We start from the raw sequence: 17523 nt of genomic DNA on the forward strand, positions 1-17523 counted from the left end.
GGCGTCAGGGGTAGAACCTGACGCTTTTTTTTGCTATAATAACCGGGATAGTCTTTACACAAATGAGAGAAGGAAAAGTTATGAGTGCAAAAATATTAAAGCAGCTGGGGATCATCCTGGCAATCTGTCTTGCGGCGGAATACATCGTGTCGCTGCTGCCGATCGCATTTCCAAGCAGCGTTATGGCAATCCTGATTCTGGCGCTTCTGCTGTTTACGAAGATACTGAAAGAAGAGCATATCCGGGAGACCGGAGACTTCCTGCTGTCGAATATGGCGCTGGTGTTCGTGCCGATTTCAATCGGCATGGTGGAAGATTTCGGGCTGCTGAAAGGCCAGCTGGCGGGATTCTTGATCGTGGTGTGCATCTCGCTGGTGATGACATTTCTGGGAACCTATGCCAGCGTGCGTATCGTGCAGATGTGCATGAAGAGGCTGGCGGGGAAGGGAGGACAGGCAGATGAGTAGTCTATGGTCCAATCCTTTGTTCGGAATCCTGCTGTCGGTGATGGCATTCTATATTGGAGGCGTGGCCGCAAGGAAGGCCAGGACGCCCATCGCCAACCCGCTTCTGATCGCCATGGTGATCTGCGTGCTGGTGCTCAAGATCCTGCATATATCCTATGATGACTACATGGAAGGCGCCCAGTTTGTCTCCATGTTCCTGGTGCCCGTGACAGCCATGCTGGGACTGTCCATCTACCGCCAGAGAAAGGTGCTCAAAGAGCAGTTCTTTCCTATCGTGATCGGCTGCCTGATGGGAAGCATCCTATCTATGGGAAGCACGGTGGCATTATGCAGGCTGCTGGCCCTGCACGCAGACATGATGCACTCCCTGCTTCCAAAGTCGGTGACCACGGCGATCGCGCTGGATGTGTCATCCCAGCTTGGAGGGATAGAGTCCATTACCATGATGGCGGTCATTATCTGCGGGACGGGAGGCGCCATCCTCCATCCGTTTATTATCAAGATGCTGAAACTAAAGGATCCGGTGGCCATCGGCGTGGCATTTGGAACGGCCAGCCACGCGATCGGGACGTCCAAGGCGCTTGAGATGGGGGAAGTAGAAGGAGCCGTAAGCGGAGTAGCAATGGGAGTTGCAGGAATCTGCACCGTAATCATTGCATTATTTTTGTAAAAGGGTTAATATTCTAATAGAAAACAACAGAGAAAAGTATGGAGGTACAGTATGAGGGTCGCAATTATTACAGCAAACACAGACATATACAGAGGCAGGGAAGAAAATGAAAGTGGAGAAGTAATTAAGAAGATTGTAGAGGAGGCAGGGCTTGAGATCGTATTCATGCGGGCATTGCCTACAGACCGGAAGGTACTGTCAACAGTGATGCAGAGGATGGCCGACAATCATCTGACAGACTTGATCCTGACCACGGGAGGCGCCGGATGCGGCCCTATGGACTGCACGCCGGAGGCTACTATGGACGTTGTTGAACGGCCGCTTCTAGGGATACCGGAGGCAATGCGGGCGCACACCATGAAGCTCACCAAGCGTTCCATGCTCAACCGGGCCGCAGCGGGAATCCGCCAGGATGTGCTGATCGTGAATCTCCCAGGCAAGGCCGGGGCGGTAAAGGAAAGCCTCAGATATCTGCTTCCCGAACTGGTACATGCTGTGAATGTGATCAAGGGAGAGGCATAAAAATGAAAATTACGTATCTGGAACACAGTGGATTTACAATCGAGCATGAAGACGTGGTCATGATATTTGATTACTATAAGGGGCGGCTTCCAGATATACCTGCAGAGAAAAAAGTGTATGTATTCGCAAGCCATGGGCATTATGATCATTTTAAGCGGAAGATATTCCGGTGGTCGGATGCATATGAGAATGTCAAATATATTCTGTCCAGCGATATTACGGACCGGGGGCCAAAAGGCAGAACGATCTATCTGGAGCCCCGCAAGGAGATCGAACTGGATGGGATGAAGATCCGGACGCTTCGCTCTACGGATGAGGGCGTGGCGTTCTTTGTGCGCTTCAAAGAGATGACCATATTCCACGCGGGGGATCTGAACTGGTGGCACTGGGAGGATGAAAGCGAGGCCTACAATGAGATGATGCGCCGCAATTATCAGTATGAGATAGGCAAGATCGAGGGCGAAAGGATTGACGCAGCGTTCCTTCCTCTGGATCTTCGCCAGGGCGAACAGTTCTTCTGGGGAATGGACTATTTCATGCGGCATACGGATACGAGTCATGTATTCCCAATGCATATGTGGGGGAGATATGAGGCTTATGAGCGTCTGATGGAACGGCCGGAATCGGAAGGATACCGGCAGAAGGTCATGCATATCACCAGGACGCAGCAGGTGTTTGAACTGGAAGAGAGGAAGGAGTAGGAAGATGCAGGTAAAGATATATACGGACGGGGCGGCGAGGGGCAACCCGGATGGGCCTGGAGGCTACGGCACGGTTCTGGAGTATGTGGATTCCAAGGGGGAATTACATACCCGGGAACTGTCCCAAGGCTATAAGCGGACCACCAACAACCGTATGGAGCTGATGGCGGTGATCGCCGGGCTGGAGGCGCTTAACCGGCCCTGCCAGGTGGAACTGTACTCCGATTCGAAATATGTGGTGGACGCATTCAACCAGCACTGGATTGACGGATGGATCAAGAAGGGCTGGAAGAGGGGAAAGAATGAGCCGGTGAAGAATATTGACCTGTGGCAGAGGCTTCTGAAGGCGAAGGCCCCCCACCAGGTTCAGTTCATCTGGGTCAAAGGCCATGACGGGCATCCCCAGAATGAGCGGTGCGATACATTGGCAACCACGGCTGCCGACGGGGATGCGCTGATCGAGGATGAAGGAACCCCTGCATAAATCATATTTTATTTGTTTTTTAGAAAAAATTATGATATAGTAACCAAGGCAAGTAAGACAAGTAATCGCAGCTGCAAGCGCCGAAAGGCCGCAGGTGAGGAAAGTCCGGGCTTCACAGGGCAGGATGCCGGATAACGTCCGGTGGAGGCGACTCCAAGGCCAGTGCAACAGAAATATACCGCCTGAGGGGACAGTTTGTTCCCGGCAGGTAAGGGTGGAAGGGCAGTGTAAGAGACTACCGCCTTGCTGGTAACAGCAGGGGCACATGTAAACCCCATCCGAAGCAAGACCGGATAAAGACGATGTGGCGGCCCGTCACGTCTTAGGTAGGTCGCTGGAACCTTCCGGCAACGGGAGGTCTAGATAGATGATTACTCAACGACATAACCCGGCTTATCGTCTTGCTTGCCTTTAGAATAAAAAATGAAACAGGACTATAAAAACAGGCCATGGTCTGGCAGGATGAAAAACATCTGCCGGTCCATGGCCTGTAAAGTTGTCTGCCTGCTTATGAATAAAGATGCGGCGCCTATCGGCCGTCATACTTCTCTTCGCAGTACTTGCAGCGGTAGATCTCATTTTCCTTATCCGTAAGCACGAAGATGTGATCCAGTTCCTGCTCGATGGAAGTGATGCATCTGGGATTCTTGCACCGTATCACGTTGACAATCTCCTTTGGAAGATGGAGACGCTTCTTGTCAACGATTTGGGAATCCTGGATAATGTTGATGGTGATGTTGTGGTCAATGAATCCAAGGATGTCCAGGTCAATGAAGTCTATAGGGCATTCAATCTTCATGATATCCTTCTTGCCCATCTTGTTGCTCTTGGCATTCTTGATGATCGCGACACAGCAGTCTAGTTTATCCAGATGCAGGTATTTATAGATATCCATGCATCGGCCTGCCTGGATATGATCCAATACAAAGCCTTCATCAATCCGGCCTACATTCAAAGTGTTTTTTACCATAATTGATTTCCTCCCTATACTTCGATTCCTAATAGCGTCAAGATCAATGCCATGCGTATGTATACGCCATACTGCATCTGCCTAAAATACGCCGCTCTTGGATCCTTGTCAACCTCGACGGAGATCTCATTGACCCTCGGAAGGGGATGCAGCACATACATGTCTTTTGGCGCAAGTTCCATCTTCTTGGCATCCAGGATATAGAAATCCTTCATGCGCACGTAATCTTCCTCATTGAAGAAACGTTCCTTCTGAACGCGGGTCATATACAGAAGATCCAGTTTCGGAAGCGCATCCTCCAGGCGGACGACCTCCTCATATTCCACCTGCTTCTGATCCAGCACGTCAGAGCGGATGTAGCCTGGAAGCCTCAACTCTTCCGGGGAAATGAGCACGAACTTGATTCCCGGATATCTGACCAGGGCATGGATAAGCGAGTGGACGGTACGCCCAAACTTCAAGTCTCCGCACAGGCCAATGGTCATGTGATCCAGATGACCCTTTAAAGACCGGATGGTCAGAAGATCGGTCAGAGTCTGGGTCGGGTGCTGATGCCCGCCGTCCCCCGCGTTGATCACCGGAATCGAAGAGTGGCGGCATGCCACCATAGGCGCGCCTTCCTTGGGATGGCGCATGGCGCAGATGTCCGCATAGCAGGAGATGGTACGGATCGTATCGGAAACGCTCTCGCCCTTGGCTGCGGAACTGGAGTCAGCGGAAGAAAATCCGAGGATGCTTCCCCCCAGGTTCAGCATGGCAGCCTCATGGCTGAGCCTTGTCCTGGTACTTGGCTCGTAGAAGAGCGTTGCCAGTTTCTTACCCTCGCACGCGTGGGCGTATTTTTCAGGATTTGCCTCAATGTCCCCTGCAAGATCCATAAGTTTGTCTAATTCTTCCACGGAAAAATCCAGTGGACTCATCAAATGTCTCATATAAACCTCCTCTTATCGATATGTTAATAATTCATCAACAGATTTGCGCCCGGGCGCATCCGGATGGATGTCCGGGTGGCCGATGGCGATCAGAGCAGCTAGTTCCTGGTCCTTTGGAAGATCCAGAAGTTCTGTGATGCCATCCTCATCCCAGATTCCCATAATAACGGTTCCAAGTCCGGCCTCATGGGCGGCAAGGCAGAACGTCTGTACAGCAATGCCTGCATCGAACATCTGCCAGCGGTCGCCCTTCTTTGTGGTAAAGGAGCCGTCACGCTCAAAACCGCAACAGCCTTTGACAAAGGATACAGCAATCAGCATTGGTGCCTGCCGGATAATATTAGAATTAAAATCTGGGGTGTAATTGTTTATGATTGAATTAAGAATAGAAGAATCTTCAATTGCGATATAACGGACGATCTGACTGTTCTTCCAAGAAGGAGAATAGGATGCAGTAGATATTATGGATTCTAATAGAAAATGGTCTATCGGGTCCGGCTTAAACTTCCGGATGCTTCTTCTGGTTCTAATACATTCAGTGGTATTCATCTCGTTTTCCTCCCATATTGAAAATCTTTCATACATCATATAATAAATATGAAAGATTTTCAACGTCTGCAGAGAATTTTTTCAAACAACAATCCTGCGCCGAACCAGAGAGGCGCATAGTCGAGGCGGATCAGCCCATTAACATTCAGCCGGGCTTCGCTGTAATCCCAGGGGCAGGCTTCGAATTTCCTCAGGAAAGAGCCGGTAATATATTCTCCAATAAAAATGCAGCAAGTATATACACCTCCCCGTAACACCAGACTCTTGCCTTTTAAACGTTTGCAGATGGGAGAAAGGAAACTGGCCATGCCATAGATAGGGAACATCCAGATGGAAGTATTCCCGGTAAGCTTGTGATTTTCGTTCTGCAGAGAGTGCAGGCCGGTGAACAGAATCTCCATGCACCACCCACAGGTTCCGCAGGTTAAGAAATTATGCTTCATGTGTCTTAGTATGGCAACGGAAGGTAGATTTTATACCAAAAATGTATTATAATACAACTTGATTTGTAAAGAAGGAGAAAAAGATATGCCAACGTTAGAGGAACTGAGAATAAGGTTAGACGAGGTTGATGAACAGATGGTCAGACTCTTTGAGGAGAGAATGAGCATCTGTGAAGAAGTCGGAGAATATAAGGTAAAGAATGGAAGAAAAGTGCTGGACCGCCAGAGAGAGCGGGACAAACTTCAGGATGTGGCCGGGATGGTAGCCACGGACTTCAATAAGAAAGCGGTGCAGGAACTCTATGACCAGCTGATGTCCATGAGCAGGAAGCTGCAGTATCAGCAGCTGGTCAAAGCAGGGGCCCTGGGCAGGCTTCCATTTATCGGGGTGTCCTCCCTGGATGACAAGAACGCGAGGATCGTATTTCCGGGAACGGAGGGCGCATACAGCCAGGCGGCTACTAAGAATTACTTTGGGGAGGACTGCAACAACTTTTACGTGCGGACCTTCCGGGATGCCATGGAAGCCATAGAAGAAGGAGCGGCGGACTTTGCCGTGCTTCCTATCGAGAACTCTACGGCAGGCTCTGTGGATGAGATGTATGACCTGCTGGTGGAATTTGAAAACTATATCGTAGGAGAGACGATCATTCCGATCGTCAATACGCTTGCCGGACTACCGGGAACAGAACTGGCGGATATCCAGCGGGTATACTCAAAAGGCGTGGCTCTGATGCAGGCATCCCGCTTCCTGGACGAGCACGGCGACTGGCAGCAGATCAGCGTGGCCAATACGGCGATTGCGGCAAAGAAGGTGCTGGATGAGCAGGATAAGACCCAGGCGGCCGTGTGCAGCGCCTATGCGGCCAAGGTGCATGGCCTGGCGGTGCTGGCGGATAATATCAATGATGATCATGGGAATTCCACCAGATTCATCGTGGTCACCAACCAGAAGATCTTCCTGAAAGATGCGAAGAAGATCAGCATCTGCTTCGAACTGCCGCATGAGAGCGGCTCTTTGTACCACCTGCTGTCTCATTTCATATATAATGACCTGAACATGACCAGGATCGAATCCAGGCCGGTAGAAGGGAAGAACTGGGAATACCGCTTCTTTATCGACTTTGAAGGAAATCTGGCGGATCCGGCGGTAAAAAACGCGATCCGCGGCCTGCGGGAAGAAAGCATTAATCTGAAGATACTGGGAAATTATTAAGAGGTGAGCCAAATGAGAACGAATGAACTGATGCTGTACAAACATATGGAAGAAGGCCAGATATTAAACGATATGACCTTCCTGATGGAGAACTACGCCAACGATTATTATAATATGGAAGACATGAAAGGCCTCCTCTTTGATTTGGTCAATGAGATATTAGAACTGGCTGTCAGCCACGGATTCGAAGGAAACCTGTGGCACAATTACCTGACCTACCTTCTTGCCAGCCATGAGAATGCATACAGCACCTCCTGCGAGATCGTAGGGCCGGTGGAGGGAAGCATCAACGAAGTAGCCCTTCATGACTTCGCTATCTTTAAGGAACTCTTTGACTATGATTTTCAGGCGCTGGAAGAGACCATGGGCGTGGACTGCCTGTCTATGATCCGGGACTATGCAGGTACCAGCGGACACGGCAAGATATTCAACCAGAGAATCCGGGACCGTATCTGCGACCTGAGCAGAAGCCTTGCCAAGGCGGAAACGCCGGAGGAGTTCAAGGCGATCCTGACCCAGTTCTATAAAGAATTCGGCGTGGGCAAATTCGGGCTTCACAAAGCCTTTCGGATCGAGCATATGGAAGAGGGCACCGAGATCGTGCCAATTACCAAGATCGCCCATGTGCATCTGGATGACCTGGTAGGATACGAGATTGCCAAGAAGAAGCTGATCGACAATACAAAAGCCTTCGTAGAAGGAAGGAAAGCCAACAACTGCCTGCTTTTTGGTGACGCAGGGACTGGAAAGTCTTCCTCTATCAAGGCGATCCTGAACCAGTATTATGACCAGGGCCTTCGCATGATAGAAGTCTATAAACACCAGTTTCAGGATCTGAACGATATCATCGCCCAGATTAAGAACCGCAATTATAAATTTATCATCTATATGGATGACCTGTCCTTTGAAGAATTCGAGATCGAATACAAATACTTGAAAGCCGTGATTGAAGGCGGACTGGAGCGAAAGCCGGAAAACGTGCTGATCTATGCCACCTCCAACAGGCGTCATCTGATCAAGGAGACCTTTAAGGATAAGGCGGACCGGGATGAAGAACTGCACACCAATGACACGGTGCAGGAAAAACTCTCCCTGGTGGCCAGATTCGGCGTGACCATCTATTTCGGAAAGCCGGATAAGAAAGAATTCCAGGAGATTGTCCGAAAACTGGCGCAGAAAAGCGGCATAGACATGCCGGAAGATGAACTCCTTCTGGAAGCCAACAAGTGGGAATTAAGCCACGGCGGCCTGTCCGGAAGGACGGCGCAGCAGTTTGTGGATTATCTGGCCGGAATGCAGTAAGAAGGATGAATAGAGGTACAAATAAATAAGCATAGGAAAGGAGCGTGGAAAACTGATATCCACGCTCCTTAATTGTTCTTCTTAGTTTAACGATTCCTCCACCGTGTCGACAGGCAGATCCAGAAGATCGGCCACCTTGGCGGAATCCTGAAGTTTGGAATATAATTTGCGGATGGTATCTCGCTGGGCTTTGGTTTCTGCCTTAGCACTGGCTTTAGCCTCTGCTTCTTTGAGTTCTTTTTTCATCTTTGCTTCGATGATATCATATTCGAGAATAAGACCGTCCTCCATCATATCGTTCAATCCCCTTTGCGAAGTTATAATGCAAAGGTACCAATAATCTGGCCGATCTGTACGATATTACTTCTGCCGGTAAATTCAAACTTGACTTTGCCAAGACCGCTGAAATACATTTCCAGTTCGCTGTCCATATCGAATACGCCTGCAGTCTCTACAGAAAAAGCAGTTATTTTAGAATACGGAAGGGAGGAAAAGTCTTTCTTCTTACCAGTCACTCCTTGTACGTTAACTGCGATTACCCGCTTGTTCGTAAATACACAGTAGTCTCTCATGGCTTTATAAGCGCCGATGACCTCTTCGCCATTGATTAATAGTGGCTGGACTTCTGCAAATATTGACCCGGGGTCTATCTCTTTCATTTTTACATATTCGCTGTTCTTAAAATCAATCATTCCTGTTACCTCTCTTTCGCTTATGTTTTTCATGAATTTTATGTTAGCAGTTTTATGACTGAAACTAAGTATATTATATACTATTTTGTAGAATTTGCATATATTAATAAAGCGAATTATGGAGAATATTGTTGAGAAATATAAAATCAGATGTCAAGATATGTCGATGAATTACTAACTTTTTAGTACCGATTGATTTTGTCAAAGATAAAATATATCATCAGTACGATGGCGGTACGTTTATTTGTAAAAGATTGAAATAATGTGACTGGAATAAAAAGGATAGTAGTAAATTCGAACTTTTTATGCTAAAATGAATGTGTATAGAGTCAAAGAAATTACTATTTTTGCCGCTTTTTTACAAAAAGTGAGCAAATAAGTACATAACCTCAATAAACGCTTGTCTTAAAATCTGGGCAGGTATATAATATTACAAGATTATAAAAAGCAAATTCAGTGAAAACTGATGGCGCAAAACTAGAGGGTCTAAACCGTTAAGGTACGACAGCCAGTTGCATAATTCGATATTACATAGTATTGGATCATGAGCCTCTTTGGTAACGCGCCGGGGAGGTTTTTATTGTGAATGAGGGAAGGGTGTATTTACGCATGAAAAAATATGGTAAGATGCTGGCATCATTCGGAGCATTGGGATGCCTGGCATTAGGTTCTGCCACTATTATATTTGCCCAGAATTCTATTGTGGATACTTCCAGTCAAGGAATGAGTGTGTGCATTGATCCGATAAATGCCGTGATTGCCACCGCTTTTATCGGTATAATAGGAATTGTCGCCTGTATTAAACGCCGCGGCGAGAATTAGAATATGGAGGAACTGGCTGTTGGAAGAGGGCGAGCCAGTTTTTTTCATTAGAGGGAGATTATCAGGGGCAGGCTATAGAGGGTTTGAGGTAGATAGACATGAGTGTTAAAAAGCAAAAGGGCAGCAATGTGCTCTGGGTACATAGGGCAATATTGATAATGTTTGTAGATGCGCTAAGTGTAATGATTTCATATTTCTTAGCGCTATTGTTACGTTTTGATTTTATATTTTCACGGATTCCGGTGAATTATCTGGAAGGATATCTATGGTCCATGCCATATTGGATTCTGTCCACAATTGTGATCTTTTACATCTGCAGGCTGTATCATAGTATCTGGCGATTGGCCAGCGTGGCAGAATTAAGGATGATCATCACGGCATATCTGATCTTAATGGTGGTTGATGTGGCAGGGATGCTGTTCATGCATCTTCGTATGCCGCGTTCCTATTATTTTATGGGGTATGTGCTTTGCTTCTGCATGACGGCAGGAACAAGATTTTCCTACCGTTTGCTTCGCTCTTATACAAATAGGAAGAGGCAGGATGAAGGAAAAGACGAGCAGGACAGGATTATGATTATCGGAGGCGGAGAGGCAGGACAGATTCTGATCAAGGAACTGATTAACAGCAGCCGCTTCCATACAAAGGTGTGCTGCGTGATTGACGACAATCCGAACAAAAGAGGCCGGGTATTGGAAGGGATTCCGATTGTAGGGGACAGGAATGACATACTGGAAATGGTTGAGAAATATGAAGTGAACCATATTATCTATGCAATTCCTACTTCCAGCGCGAAGACTAGAAAAGAGATTCTGAACATCTGCAAGGAAACAAAATGCCGCCTTCAGACGGTGCCAGGGGTATACCAGTTGCTGAATGGAGAAGTGAGCGTCAGCACATTAAAGAATGTAGAGATCCAGGATTTGCTCGGACGGGAACAGATCAAGGTTAATAATGAAGAGATATTAAACGCGATTGGCGATAAGATCGTCCTGGTAACAGGAGGGGGCGGCTCGATCGGAAGCGAGTTATGCAGGCAGATAGCAACCTCAAATCCTAAGCAGTTAATCATATTTGACATGTATGAGAATAATGCTTATGATATACAACAGGAGTTAATCCGGAAATATCCGGACTTGAATCTGGTGACGCTGATCGGATCTGTCAGAAACACGAATCGGCTGGCATGGCTAATGCAGACCTATAAGCCGGATATCGTATTTCATGCGGCTGCGCATAAGCATGTGCCGCTTATGGAAGACAGCCCGAATGAGGCGATCAAGAACAATGTGCTGGGTACATATAAAACAGCAACGGCGGCTGCAAGGGCTGGCGTTAAAAAGTTTGTGCTTATTTCTACGGATAAAGCAGTCAATCCGACCAACATCATGGGCGCATCGAAACGTCTTTGCGAGATGGTAATACAGATGATGAACCGGGAGTATAAGGATACCACCTTTGTTGTGGTCCGTTTTGGAAATGTATTAGGAAGCAACGGCAGCGTGATTCCTCTATTTAAAAAGCAGATCGCGGATGGCGGGCCGGTTACGGTAACGCATAAAGATATCATACGCTTTTTTATGACCATACCGGAGGCAGTATCTTTGGTTCTTCAGGCGGCGTATTACGCCAAGGGCGGAGAGATCTTCATACTGGATATGGGCGAGCCGGTAAAAATTGATGATATGGCTAGAAACTTGATAAAATTATCCGGATATACGCCGGATGTTGACATTATGGTTGAGTATACAGGACTCCGGCCAGGCGAGAAATTATATGAAGAAATGCTGATGGACGAGGAAGGCTTGGAAAGCACAGAGAACTCACTGATTCATATTGGAAAGCCAATTGAGATGGACGATGAGTGGTTTAGAGTGAAACTTAGGCAGTTAGATGAGGCTAGTTATAGGGAAGCGGTGAATATGAAAGATATTGTGGCGGAGATTGTGCCTACTTATCGGCCTGAGGAATGAGTTGGGGAATTTTAAATGAATAAATATTAAAGCGGTAGTTAAAATAGTATCAGTTTATCTAGGACAGTTATGGGTGATTGTCGAGAACTTTGTTTACAATTAAATATTAGTTAGGCAGATTTGTATAACGGCGATGCCTTGATGTTGAGATAATAGTCACATATAGCAGTTGGGAAATGATTGACAGGAACACTGAGAGGTAAACAGAAATAAAAGTAATATGTTAATCACATAAATTCACTTTATCTATGCAAAAGGAAACCACAAGGAGAGAAGCAGAATGTTTATTGAAGAAAATCACAATTTCAAAGCAAACTCAGTTAAATTGTGGTTGAGTTCACCAACGATGCATAGAGAAAGTAAAGTTTACCTATATGAGGCTTATGACACCAATTGGATGAGCACGGTGGGGATAGTGGAACTTTAACAGCATGTCCCCAATAAAATATACTTTAACAAACTAAAGCGAATTTTGTCCATATAAACTCAAATAGAAACGCTCATAGAGGAATTTAAATAGAAAGACTGTACAGAGCAAAACAGTCTAGTTGTTGTTTAAATAGGGAGCCCGACCACAGTTGAGGCAAGAAAACAAAACCTGGCCACGATAGGGAGCCTTGCCGCGTGCAGGTGGGACGGCAAGGGTAGGAAAGGGAACGAAAATGTTTATTTCAGAAAATCATAAGATAAATCCAAGCGAGACAAAAATCTGGCTCAGTTCGCCGACGATGCACCCGGAATCAAGGGTGTATATGGATGAGGCGTTTGATACCAACTGGGTGAGTACAGTTGGAAGAAATATATGGGAATGTGAAGTTATATCAGCCCAGAAGGCAGAAGTCAACTATGCAGTTGCACTTTCCAGCGGCACAGCAGCACTGCACCTTTGCGTAAAACTGGCAGGAGAATGTCTTTATGGAAAACCGGATATCGGCAAGGGCGCTGTGGAGGGCAGGCGGGTTTTCTGCTCAGATATGACATTTGATGCTACTCTAAACCCTGTTGTTTATGAGGGCGGCATTCCTGTGTTTATTGACACAGATGCTGCCACTTGGAACATGGATCCGGTAGCGTTGGAAAAGGCGTTTGAGATTTACCCGGATGTCAAGTTGGTAGTCATGGCACACTTATATGGCTTCCCCGGCGATATTAAGAAGATACGAGAAATCTGTGACAAACATAACGTACTCATCATTGAGGACGCTGCGGAGTCGATGGGAGCGACCATTGACGGACGGCAGACAGGGTCTTTTGGTGATTATGCGGCAATTTCCTTCAATGGTAACAAAATTTTGACGGGATCAATGGGAGGCTGTCTGCTAACCAACAGCCTGGAAGACGCTAATAAAGCGAGAAAATGGAGTACCCAGAGCCGGGAAAACGCTCCCTGGTATCAGCATGAAGAGGTAGGATACAACTACCGTATGAGCAATATCGTGGCAGGCATCATACGCGGGCAGTATCCGTATCTGGAAGAGCATATAAGGCAGAAGAAAGCGGTGTTTGAGCGGTATCGGGAGGGACTGAAGGGGCTGCCTGTTACTATGAACCCTATCATGGCAGGTGCGGAGCCGAACTACTGGCTGAGCTGCATTCTGATCGACAACGAGGCTATGTGTCCACAGGTGCGTGGAGACCACGATGCACTTTACAGGGCAGAGCACGGAAAGAGTTGCCCGACTGAGATATTGGAAAATTTAGTAAAGTTTAATGCGGAGGGTCGCCCGATCTGGAAACCGATGCACTTGCAGCCGATGTACCGGAACCATCCGTTTATCACGGTTGATGGAAACGGGCGGGCGCGAACCAATGCTTACATAGAAGGCGGTGTGGAGGATATTGGAGCAGATATATTCAACAGAGGACTGTGCTTGCCTTCGGATAACAAGATGACAGAGGAACAGCAGGAACTGGTGATTGAGATTATCAGAGGGTGCTTTGAGTAGTTGGAGGATTGAGGACTGTGAAAGAACCGACAATTGAATATACAGAAAAAACGTCGACAGAGGTTTTCACAGCCCAGCGTCAACGAACCCTTTATGAGCGAGTTGTAAAAAGGCCAATTGACATGATTTGCGCACTTCTGGCAATTGTCTGTTTCTGCTGGCTTTACATTATTATAGCGGTATTGGTGAAAATCAATCTTGGCTCGCCAGTTATATTCAAGCAGATGCGTCCGGGCTTAAATGAAAAAATATTTCCACTGTACAAATTCCGGACAATGACCGATGAGCGTGATGCAAACGGAGAATTACTTCCTGATGAGGTAAGACTCACGAAGTTTGGAAAATGGCTGCGTTCTACCAGTCTTGATGAACTCCCAGAGGCTTTTAACATTCTAAACGGTACCATGTCGGTCATCGGACCAAGACCGCAACTTGTGCGGGATATGGTATTCATGACTTCTGAACAGAGACAACGTCACTCTGTAAAGCCAGGGTTATCAGGTCTGGCACAGGTTAACGGACGAAACGGCATCAGTTGGGAAGAAAAACTGAATTGGGATTTGAAATACATAGGGAAGATTACCTTCCTTGGAGATTTGAAGATTATTGGACAGACTGTCATGAAAGCCTTTGTGAAACAGGAAGGAGTCATGCGGGAAGGAACCGTCAGTGACATGGATTTCGGGGATTACCTGCTGAGTAAAGGGGCAGTTGATCAAGAAGAGTATGATGAGCGACAAACGGAGGCAAAGAAACTATTGGCTATGCGGAAGATAGGGTGAGTTATATGGAAGATGCAATAGCTATCAGACCTATATATATAGAGCAGAATCAAGGTTTAGGAAATGCCTTGAGAGTGGCTCTTGACAATTGTAAATACGAGTTGGTTGCCAGGATGGATAGTGATGATGTATCCCAGCCATATCGATTCCAAAAACAACTTGATTTCCTCCGAGTGAATCCATATGTTGATATGGTAGGGGGCAATATCACTGAGTTCATTGGTGAAGAAGTTAATATTATTGGGCAACGGCAGGTGCCCGAAACTGATGCGGAAATAAAGCAATATATGAAAAAGCGCTGTGCCTTTAATCATATGGCCGTTCTATATAAGAAGTCTATGGTTTCTAAGGCAGGAGGATATAAGGATTGGTTTTGGAATGAAGACTATTACCTATGGATACGAATGATGTTGTCTGGAGCGGTGTTTGCCAATATTCAAGATAATATTGTCAATGTGCGAGTTGGCAAAGAGATGAGCGCTCGCCGTGGCGGTATGCGGTACTTTAAGAGCGAGGCGGCGCTGCAGAAGTTCATGGTGGAAAATAAACTTATAGGCTATGTACAGTACATATATAATAATGCGATTCGCTTTGCGGGTGAGGTATTAGTTCCAAATTCACTCAGGACAAAATTATTTCGATTTACCCGGAAAAGGGTTGATCCAAATATTCTGGAAGTAGAAAATGATAAAGCATTGCGAGAACAAATATCTCAAAATCGCGAGGAGTATCCTTCATTTTCCGTGGCTATGTCTGTTTACGGCAAGGATAACCCAGAATGGTTTGACCGGGCGATGGACAGCCTGATGAATCAGACTGTAAGGCCGAATGAAATCGTTCTGGTAGTAGACGGTCCAATTCCAGATTCGATTCAGTCCGTAATAGATAAATATAGCCTGATGAGCAAGCCGGGGGGGTATCCCTCACAGTTATAAAACTTGAAAAAAATCAAGGACTCGGTAATGCTCTTCGTGTAGCGGTTGAAAATAGCAAATATGAGTGGATTGCACGGATGGACAGTGATGATGTGTCCGTACCGTATCGCTTCGAGCAGCAGTTAAATTATTTTGCATCAAATCCGAACATAGATATTATAGGTGGAGATATCACAGAGTTCGTTGGTGAAGAAAGCAACGTTGTTGGTAAAAGGGCGGTGCCCGAATATGATGCTGCCATTAAAGATTACATGAAAACACGTTGTGCGATGAACCATGTGACGGTTATGTATAGAAAATCGGCTGTACAAGCAGCCGGGGGATATTTGGATTGGTTTTGGAATGAGGACTATTATCTTTGGATAAGAATGTTGGAACATGGGTGCATTTTCGGTAATACTGGTACCGTGCTTGTGAATGTACGAACTGGTACTGATATGTACAGCAGACGTGGGGGAAAGAAGTATTTTATGAGCGAATTTGGCTTGCAAAATTACATGTTAAAAAATAGTATTATAGGAATCCCAACATATATGATGAACATAGCAAAGAGAGTTGTAATTCAGTTATTGCTGCCAAACAAAGTAAGAGGCTGGGTGTTCCGAACATTGGCAAGGGAGAAGAACTGATGGCAGATTATGTTCCTGGGCTTGTGAGTGTGGTAATGCCAACTTATAGACGCTCAGAAAAATTAGATAGAGCAATAGAAAGTGTGCTAAGCCAAACATATACACAATTAGAGTTGCTTTTAGTTAATGACAATGTACCGGGAGATGAGTATACCGAAGAACTGATTAGGCGGGTGCAGAAGTACAACTGTGATCCTCGGTTTCACTTAATTATGCAGGAGAAACATATTAATGGAGCGGCAGCCAGGAATGCTGGAATTCGTAAGGCCAAAGGGGAGTATATTGCCTTTCTTGATGATGACGACTGGTGGGATGAAGATAAACTTGAAAAGCAGATAAAAACGATTCGCCAATTGAGTGATGATTGGGGCGCTGTATCATGTAAATATCGTTTTGTGAATCAAGAAGGAAAAGTGATTGGCAAATCAGAAAAATATCAAGATGGTAATATATATTTCGATATATTGACATTGATTTCAGATGTTACGACCTGTTCCCTGTTGTTGAAACATAAGAATTTGGATGACACAGGCTACTTTGATGAGGGCTTATTAAGACATCAAGATTTTCAACTGCTGGTCAATTTCACATATAAGTATAAACTGATGGAAGTAGACGAGTATTTGTTAAATATAGATGTGAGCGATACACAAAACAGACCAGATGGTGAGACTCTTTTAAATCACAAAAAAGAGTTTTTTGATTCGATAGCCCCCATTATGGATAAATTAACAAACGGTGACAAAAAATGTGTATATTGCATGCACAACTATGAGTTAGGATATATATTTTTGAAGACGGGTAATTGGTTCAAAGGTCTTAAGTATTGCTTGGCAATTTTTACATCGCCCAAAGCCACTCTTTTGGCTTCAAAAAAAACTATGTTGAAGATTCGTAGCATGATTAGACGATAGGGGGATTGCTCAGTGAAGGAGATTGGATATTTCATTGCAAAAGTAAAATCAAAACTTTCAAAAAATGAAAAAGAGTCAATATGTGAATACTTCCGAAAATCAGGCATGAGAATCGGGGAGGAGTGTACAATATGCTGCAACCTAATGACTACCGAACCATACCTAGTTGAGATTGGAAATAATGTAACCATTTCTGGAGATGTAAAATTCATCACACATGATAATAGTATTTGTAAGATAGATAAAGAGTGCTCGAATGTCTTTGGCAAAATTAAGATTGGGGACAATTGTTTTATCGGACAGAGATCCACAATCCTGTATGGGGTTGAACTGGCAAATAATATTATTGTAGCTGCTGGTAGTGTTGTAGTTGATAGTTTTTCTACCGAAAGAATCATTATTGGCGGCAATCCTGCACGAGTCATTTCCACATGGAATAAGTTTTATGAAAAAAGAAAGCCTTTTGCAATGAGTAGATATGATGCCGAGGAAATGGTTAAGGCTAATCCATGTAAACTTGTAAAGCGAAAGAACAGTGACGCATTCTAACATGATGTGGTGACGGAGGGAACTT

21 protein-coding genes, 1 other RNA gene and 1 riboswitch are annotated in these 17523 nt (G+C 45.7%); of the genes, 16 read left to right on the top strand and 6 right to left on the bottom strand.

The genetic code is table 11. The annotated features are described in order from the left end of the window. Nucleotides 1-80 precede the first annotated feature (80 nt). The 6 genes from K0036_RS08890 to rnpB all read left to right on the top strand — a co-directional run bounded on the left by K0036_RS08890 (nt 81) and on the right by rnpB (nt 3256). Nucleotides 81-467, top strand: a complete 387-nt coding sequence (locus tag K0036_RS08890; protein WP_220431192.1) for a CidA/LrgA family protein — start codon at nt 81-83, stop codon at nt 465-467. Next, nucleotides 460-1137: an LrgB family protein gene (locus tag K0036_RS08895; protein WP_220431193.1), complete on the top strand. Its 678-nt coding sequence runs from the start codon at nt 460-462 to the stop codon at nt 1135-1137. The genes K0036_RS08890 and K0036_RS08895 overlap by 8 nt, the downstream gene beginning before the upstream one ends. 51 nt (nt 1138-1188) lie before the next feature. After that, nucleotides 1189-1659 carry a MogA/MoaB family molybdenum cofactor biosynthesis protein gene (locus K0036_RS08900; protein WP_173693276.1) on the top strand — a complete coding sequence of 157 codons (471 nt, stop codon included), beginning with the start codon at nt 1189-1191 and terminating at the stop codon, nt 1657-1659. Between the two features lie 2 nt (nt 1660-1661). Next, the gene (locus K0036_RS08905) at nt 1662-2360 is read left to right on the top strand and encodes an MBL fold metallo-hydrolase (RefSeq protein WP_173693277.1); all 699 of its coding nucleotides are present in this window, start codon (nt 1662-1664) and stop codon (nt 2358-2360) included. Nucleotides 2361-2364: 4 nt separating this feature from the next. After that, entirely contained in the window at nt 2365-2844 is a 480-nt protein-coding gene (rnhA, locus tag K0036_RS08910) for a ribonuclease HI (protein WP_173693278.1), read from the top strand. Between the two features lie 49 nt (nt 2845-2893). Beyond that, an RNA gene (gene rnpB, locus K0036_RS08915) (RNase P RNA component class A) lies at nt 2894-3256 on the top strand. A gap of 117 nt (nt 3257-3373) precedes the next feature. Here rnpB and K0036_RS08920 read toward each other — a convergent pair. Genes K0036_RS08920 through K0036_RS08935 form a run of 4 tightly spaced genes read right to left on the bottom strand, consistent with a single transcriptional unit; the run spans nt 3374 to nt 5738 of the window. Further along, entirely contained in the window at nt 3374-3814 is a 441-nt protein-coding gene (locus K0036_RS08920) for an aspartate carbamoyltransferase regulatory subunit (RefSeq protein WP_004606233.1), read from the bottom strand. Between the two features lie 14 nt (nt 3815-3828). Then, complete coding sequence (gene pyrB / locus K0036_RS08925; RefSeq protein ID WP_173693279.1) at nt 3829-4746, bottom strand: aspartate carbamoyltransferase; 918 nt, start codon at nt 4744-4746, stop codon at nt 3829-3831. 12 nt (nt 4747-4758) lie between these two features. Then, complete coding sequence (locus tag K0036_RS08930; protein WP_173693280.1) at nt 4759-5295, bottom strand: nitroreductase family protein; 537 nt, start codon at nt 5293-5295, stop codon at nt 4759-4761. A 59-nt stretch (nt 5296-5354) separates the two neighbouring features. Next, a complete protein-coding gene (locus K0036_RS08935; protein WP_173693281.1) occupies nt 5355-5738 on the bottom strand; it encodes a putative ABC transporter permease in 384 nt (127 codons plus the stop codon). Between the two features lie 85 nt (nt 5739-5823). Between K0036_RS08935 and pheA the strand changes: the two genes are divergently transcribed. Both pheA and K0036_RS08945 read left to right on the top strand, forming a co-directional pair. Next, on the top strand, nt 5824-6954 hold the full coding sequence (gene pheA, locus K0036_RS08940; RefSeq protein WP_220431194.1) for a prephenate dehydratase: 1131 nt from the start codon (nt 5824-5826) through the stop codon (nt 6952-6954). 12 nt (nt 6955-6966) lie between these two features. Then, nucleotides 6967-8256 carry an ATP-binding protein gene (locus tag K0036_RS08945; protein ID WP_173693283.1) on the top strand — a complete coding sequence of 430 codons (1290 nt, stop codon included), beginning with the start codon at nt 6967-6969 and terminating at the stop codon, nt 8254-8256. A gap of 81 nt (nt 8257-8337) precedes the next feature. On the opposite strand, the gene K0036_RS08950 is transcribed toward K0036_RS08945, so the two are convergent. After that, entirely contained in the window at nt 8338-8550 is a 213-nt protein-coding gene (locus K0036_RS08950; protein WP_220431195.1) for a hypothetical protein, read from the bottom strand. A gap of 23 nt (nt 8551-8573) precedes the next feature. Continuing rightward, nucleotides 8574-8948, bottom strand: a complete 375-nt coding sequence (locus tag K0036_RS08955; RefSeq protein WP_173693285.1) for a PH domain-containing protein — start codon at nt 8946-8948, stop codon at nt 8574-8576. Nucleotides 8949-9384: 436 nt separating this feature from the next. After that, nucleotides 9385-9468: riboswitch (cyclic di-GMP riboswitch) on the top strand. Between the two features lie 62 nt (nt 9469-9530). Between K0036_RS08955 and K0036_RS08960 the strand changes: the two genes are divergently transcribed. From K0036_RS08960 to K0036_RS08995, 8 genes are all read left to right on the top strand, one after another. Beyond that, the gene (locus K0036_RS08960) at nt 9531-9770 is read left to right on the top strand and encodes a hypothetical protein (protein ID WP_173693286.1); all 240 of its coding nucleotides are present in this window, start codon (nt 9531-9533) and stop codon (nt 9768-9770) included. 98 nt (nt 9771-9868) lie between these two features. Beyond that, entirely contained in the window at nt 9869-11743 is a 1875-nt protein-coding gene (locus tag K0036_RS08965) for a nucleoside-diphosphate sugar epimerase/dehydratase (RefSeq protein ID WP_220431196.1), read from the top strand. Between the two features lie 662 nt (nt 11744-12405). Beyond that, a complete protein-coding gene (locus K0036_RS08970) occupies nt 12406-13689 on the top strand; it encodes a DegT/DnrJ/EryC1/StrS family aminotransferase (protein ID WP_220431197.1) in 1284 nt (427 codons plus the stop codon). A 17-nt stretch (nt 13690-13706) separates the two neighbouring features. Further along, entirely contained in the window at nt 13707-14471 is a 765-nt protein-coding gene (locus K0036_RS08975) for a sugar transferase (RefSeq protein ID WP_310593077.1), read from the top strand. Nucleotides 14472-14476: 5 nt separating this feature from the next. Continuing rightward, complete coding sequence (locus K0036_RS08980) at nt 14477-15406, top strand: glycosyltransferase (protein ID WP_220431198.1); 930 nt, start codon at nt 14477-14479, stop codon at nt 15404-15406. Then, complete coding sequence (locus K0036_RS08985; RefSeq protein WP_220431293.1) at nt 15403-16035, top strand: glycosyltransferase; 633 nt, start codon at nt 15403-15405, stop codon at nt 16033-16035. The genes K0036_RS08980 and K0036_RS08985 overlap by 4 nt, the downstream gene beginning before the upstream one ends. Beyond that, nucleotides 16035-16949 (top strand): glycosyltransferase family 2 protein, encoded by a 915-nt coding sequence (locus tag K0036_RS08990; protein ID WP_220431199.1) that lies wholly within the window; start codon nt 16035-16037, stop codon nt 16947-16949. The genes K0036_RS08985 and K0036_RS08990 overlap by 1 nt, the downstream gene beginning before the upstream one ends. Nucleotides 16950-16961: 12 nt before the next feature. Continuing rightward, entirely contained in the window at nt 16962-17498 is a 537-nt protein-coding gene (locus K0036_RS08995; protein ID WP_220431200.1) for an acyltransferase, read from the top strand. Nucleotides 17499-17523: the final 25 nt, after the last annotated feature.

It is taken from the genome of [Clostridium] scindens, from assembly GCF_019597925.1.
In the GTDB taxonomy this organism is placed as follows: domain Bacteria; phylum Bacillota; class Clostridia; order Lachnospirales; family Lachnospiraceae; genus Clostridium_AP.

Excerpts from the sequence above, each read along its gene's own strand:
- K0036_RS08980 (WP_220431198.1), top strand. The coding sequence starts at position 14,477 with ATGGAAGATGCAATAGCTATCAGACCTATATATATAGAGCAGAATCAA.
- K0036_RS08905 (WP_173693277.1), top strand. The coding sequence starts at position 1,662 with ATGAAAATTACGTATCTGGAACACAGTGGATTTACAATCGAGCATGAA.
- K0036_RS08930 (WP_173693280.1), bottom strand. The coding sequence starts at position 5,295 with ATGAATACCACTGAATGTATTAGAACCAGAAGAAGCATCCGGAAGTTT.
- K0036_RS08970 (WP_220431197.1), top strand. The coding sequence starts at position 12,406 with ATGTTTATTTCAGAAAATCATAAGATAAATCCAAGCGAGACAAAAATC.
- K0036_RS08990 (WP_220431199.1), top strand. The coding sequence starts at position 16,035 with ATGGCAGATTATGTTCCTGGGCTTGTGAGTGTGGTAATGCCAACTTAT.
- pheA (WP_220431194.1), top strand. The coding sequence starts at position 5,824 with ATGCCAACGTTAGAGGAACTGAGAATAAGGTTAGACGAGGTTGATGAA.
- K0036_RS08900 (WP_173693276.1), top strand. The coding sequence starts at position 1,189 with ATGAGGGTCGCAATTATTACAGCAAACACAGACATATACAGAGGCAGG.
- rnhA (WP_173693278.1), top strand. The coding sequence starts at position 2,365 with ATGCAGGTAAAGATATATACGGACGGGGCGGCGAGGGGCAACCCGGAT.
- K0036_RS08955 (WP_173693285.1), bottom strand. The coding sequence starts at position 8,948 with ATGATTGATTTTAAGAACAGCGAATATGTAAAAATGAAAGAGATAGAC.
- K0036_RS08950 (WP_220431195.1), bottom strand. The coding sequence starts at position 8,550 with ATGATGGAGGACGGTCTTATTCTCGAATATGATATCATCGAAGCAAAG.
- pyrB (WP_173693279.1), bottom strand. The coding sequence starts at position 4,746 with ATGAGACATTTGATGAGTCCACTGGATTTTTCCGTGGAAGAATTAGAC.
- K0036_RS08895 (WP_220431193.1), top strand. The coding sequence starts at position 460 with ATGAGTAGTCTATGGTCCAATCCTTTGTTCGGAATCCTGCTGTCGGTG.
- K0036_RS08965 (WP_220431196.1), top strand. The coding sequence starts at position 9,869 with ATGAGTGTTAAAAAGCAAAAGGGCAGCAATGTGCTCTGGGTACATAGG.
- K0036_RS08945 (WP_173693283.1), top strand. The coding sequence starts at position 6,967 with ATGAGAACGAATGAACTGATGCTGTACAAACATATGGAAGAAGGCCAG.
- K0036_RS08920 (WP_004606233.1), bottom strand. The coding sequence starts at position 3,814 with ATGGTAAAAAACACTTTGAATGTAGGCCGGATTGATGAAGGCTTTGTA.
- K0036_RS08935 (WP_173693281.1), bottom strand. The coding sequence starts at position 5,738 with ATGAAGCATAATTTCTTAACCTGCGGAACCTGTGGGTGGTGCATGGAG.
- K0036_RS08890 (WP_220431192.1), top strand. The coding sequence starts at position 81 with ATGAGTGCAAAAATATTAAAGCAGCTGGGGATCATCCTGGCAATCTGT.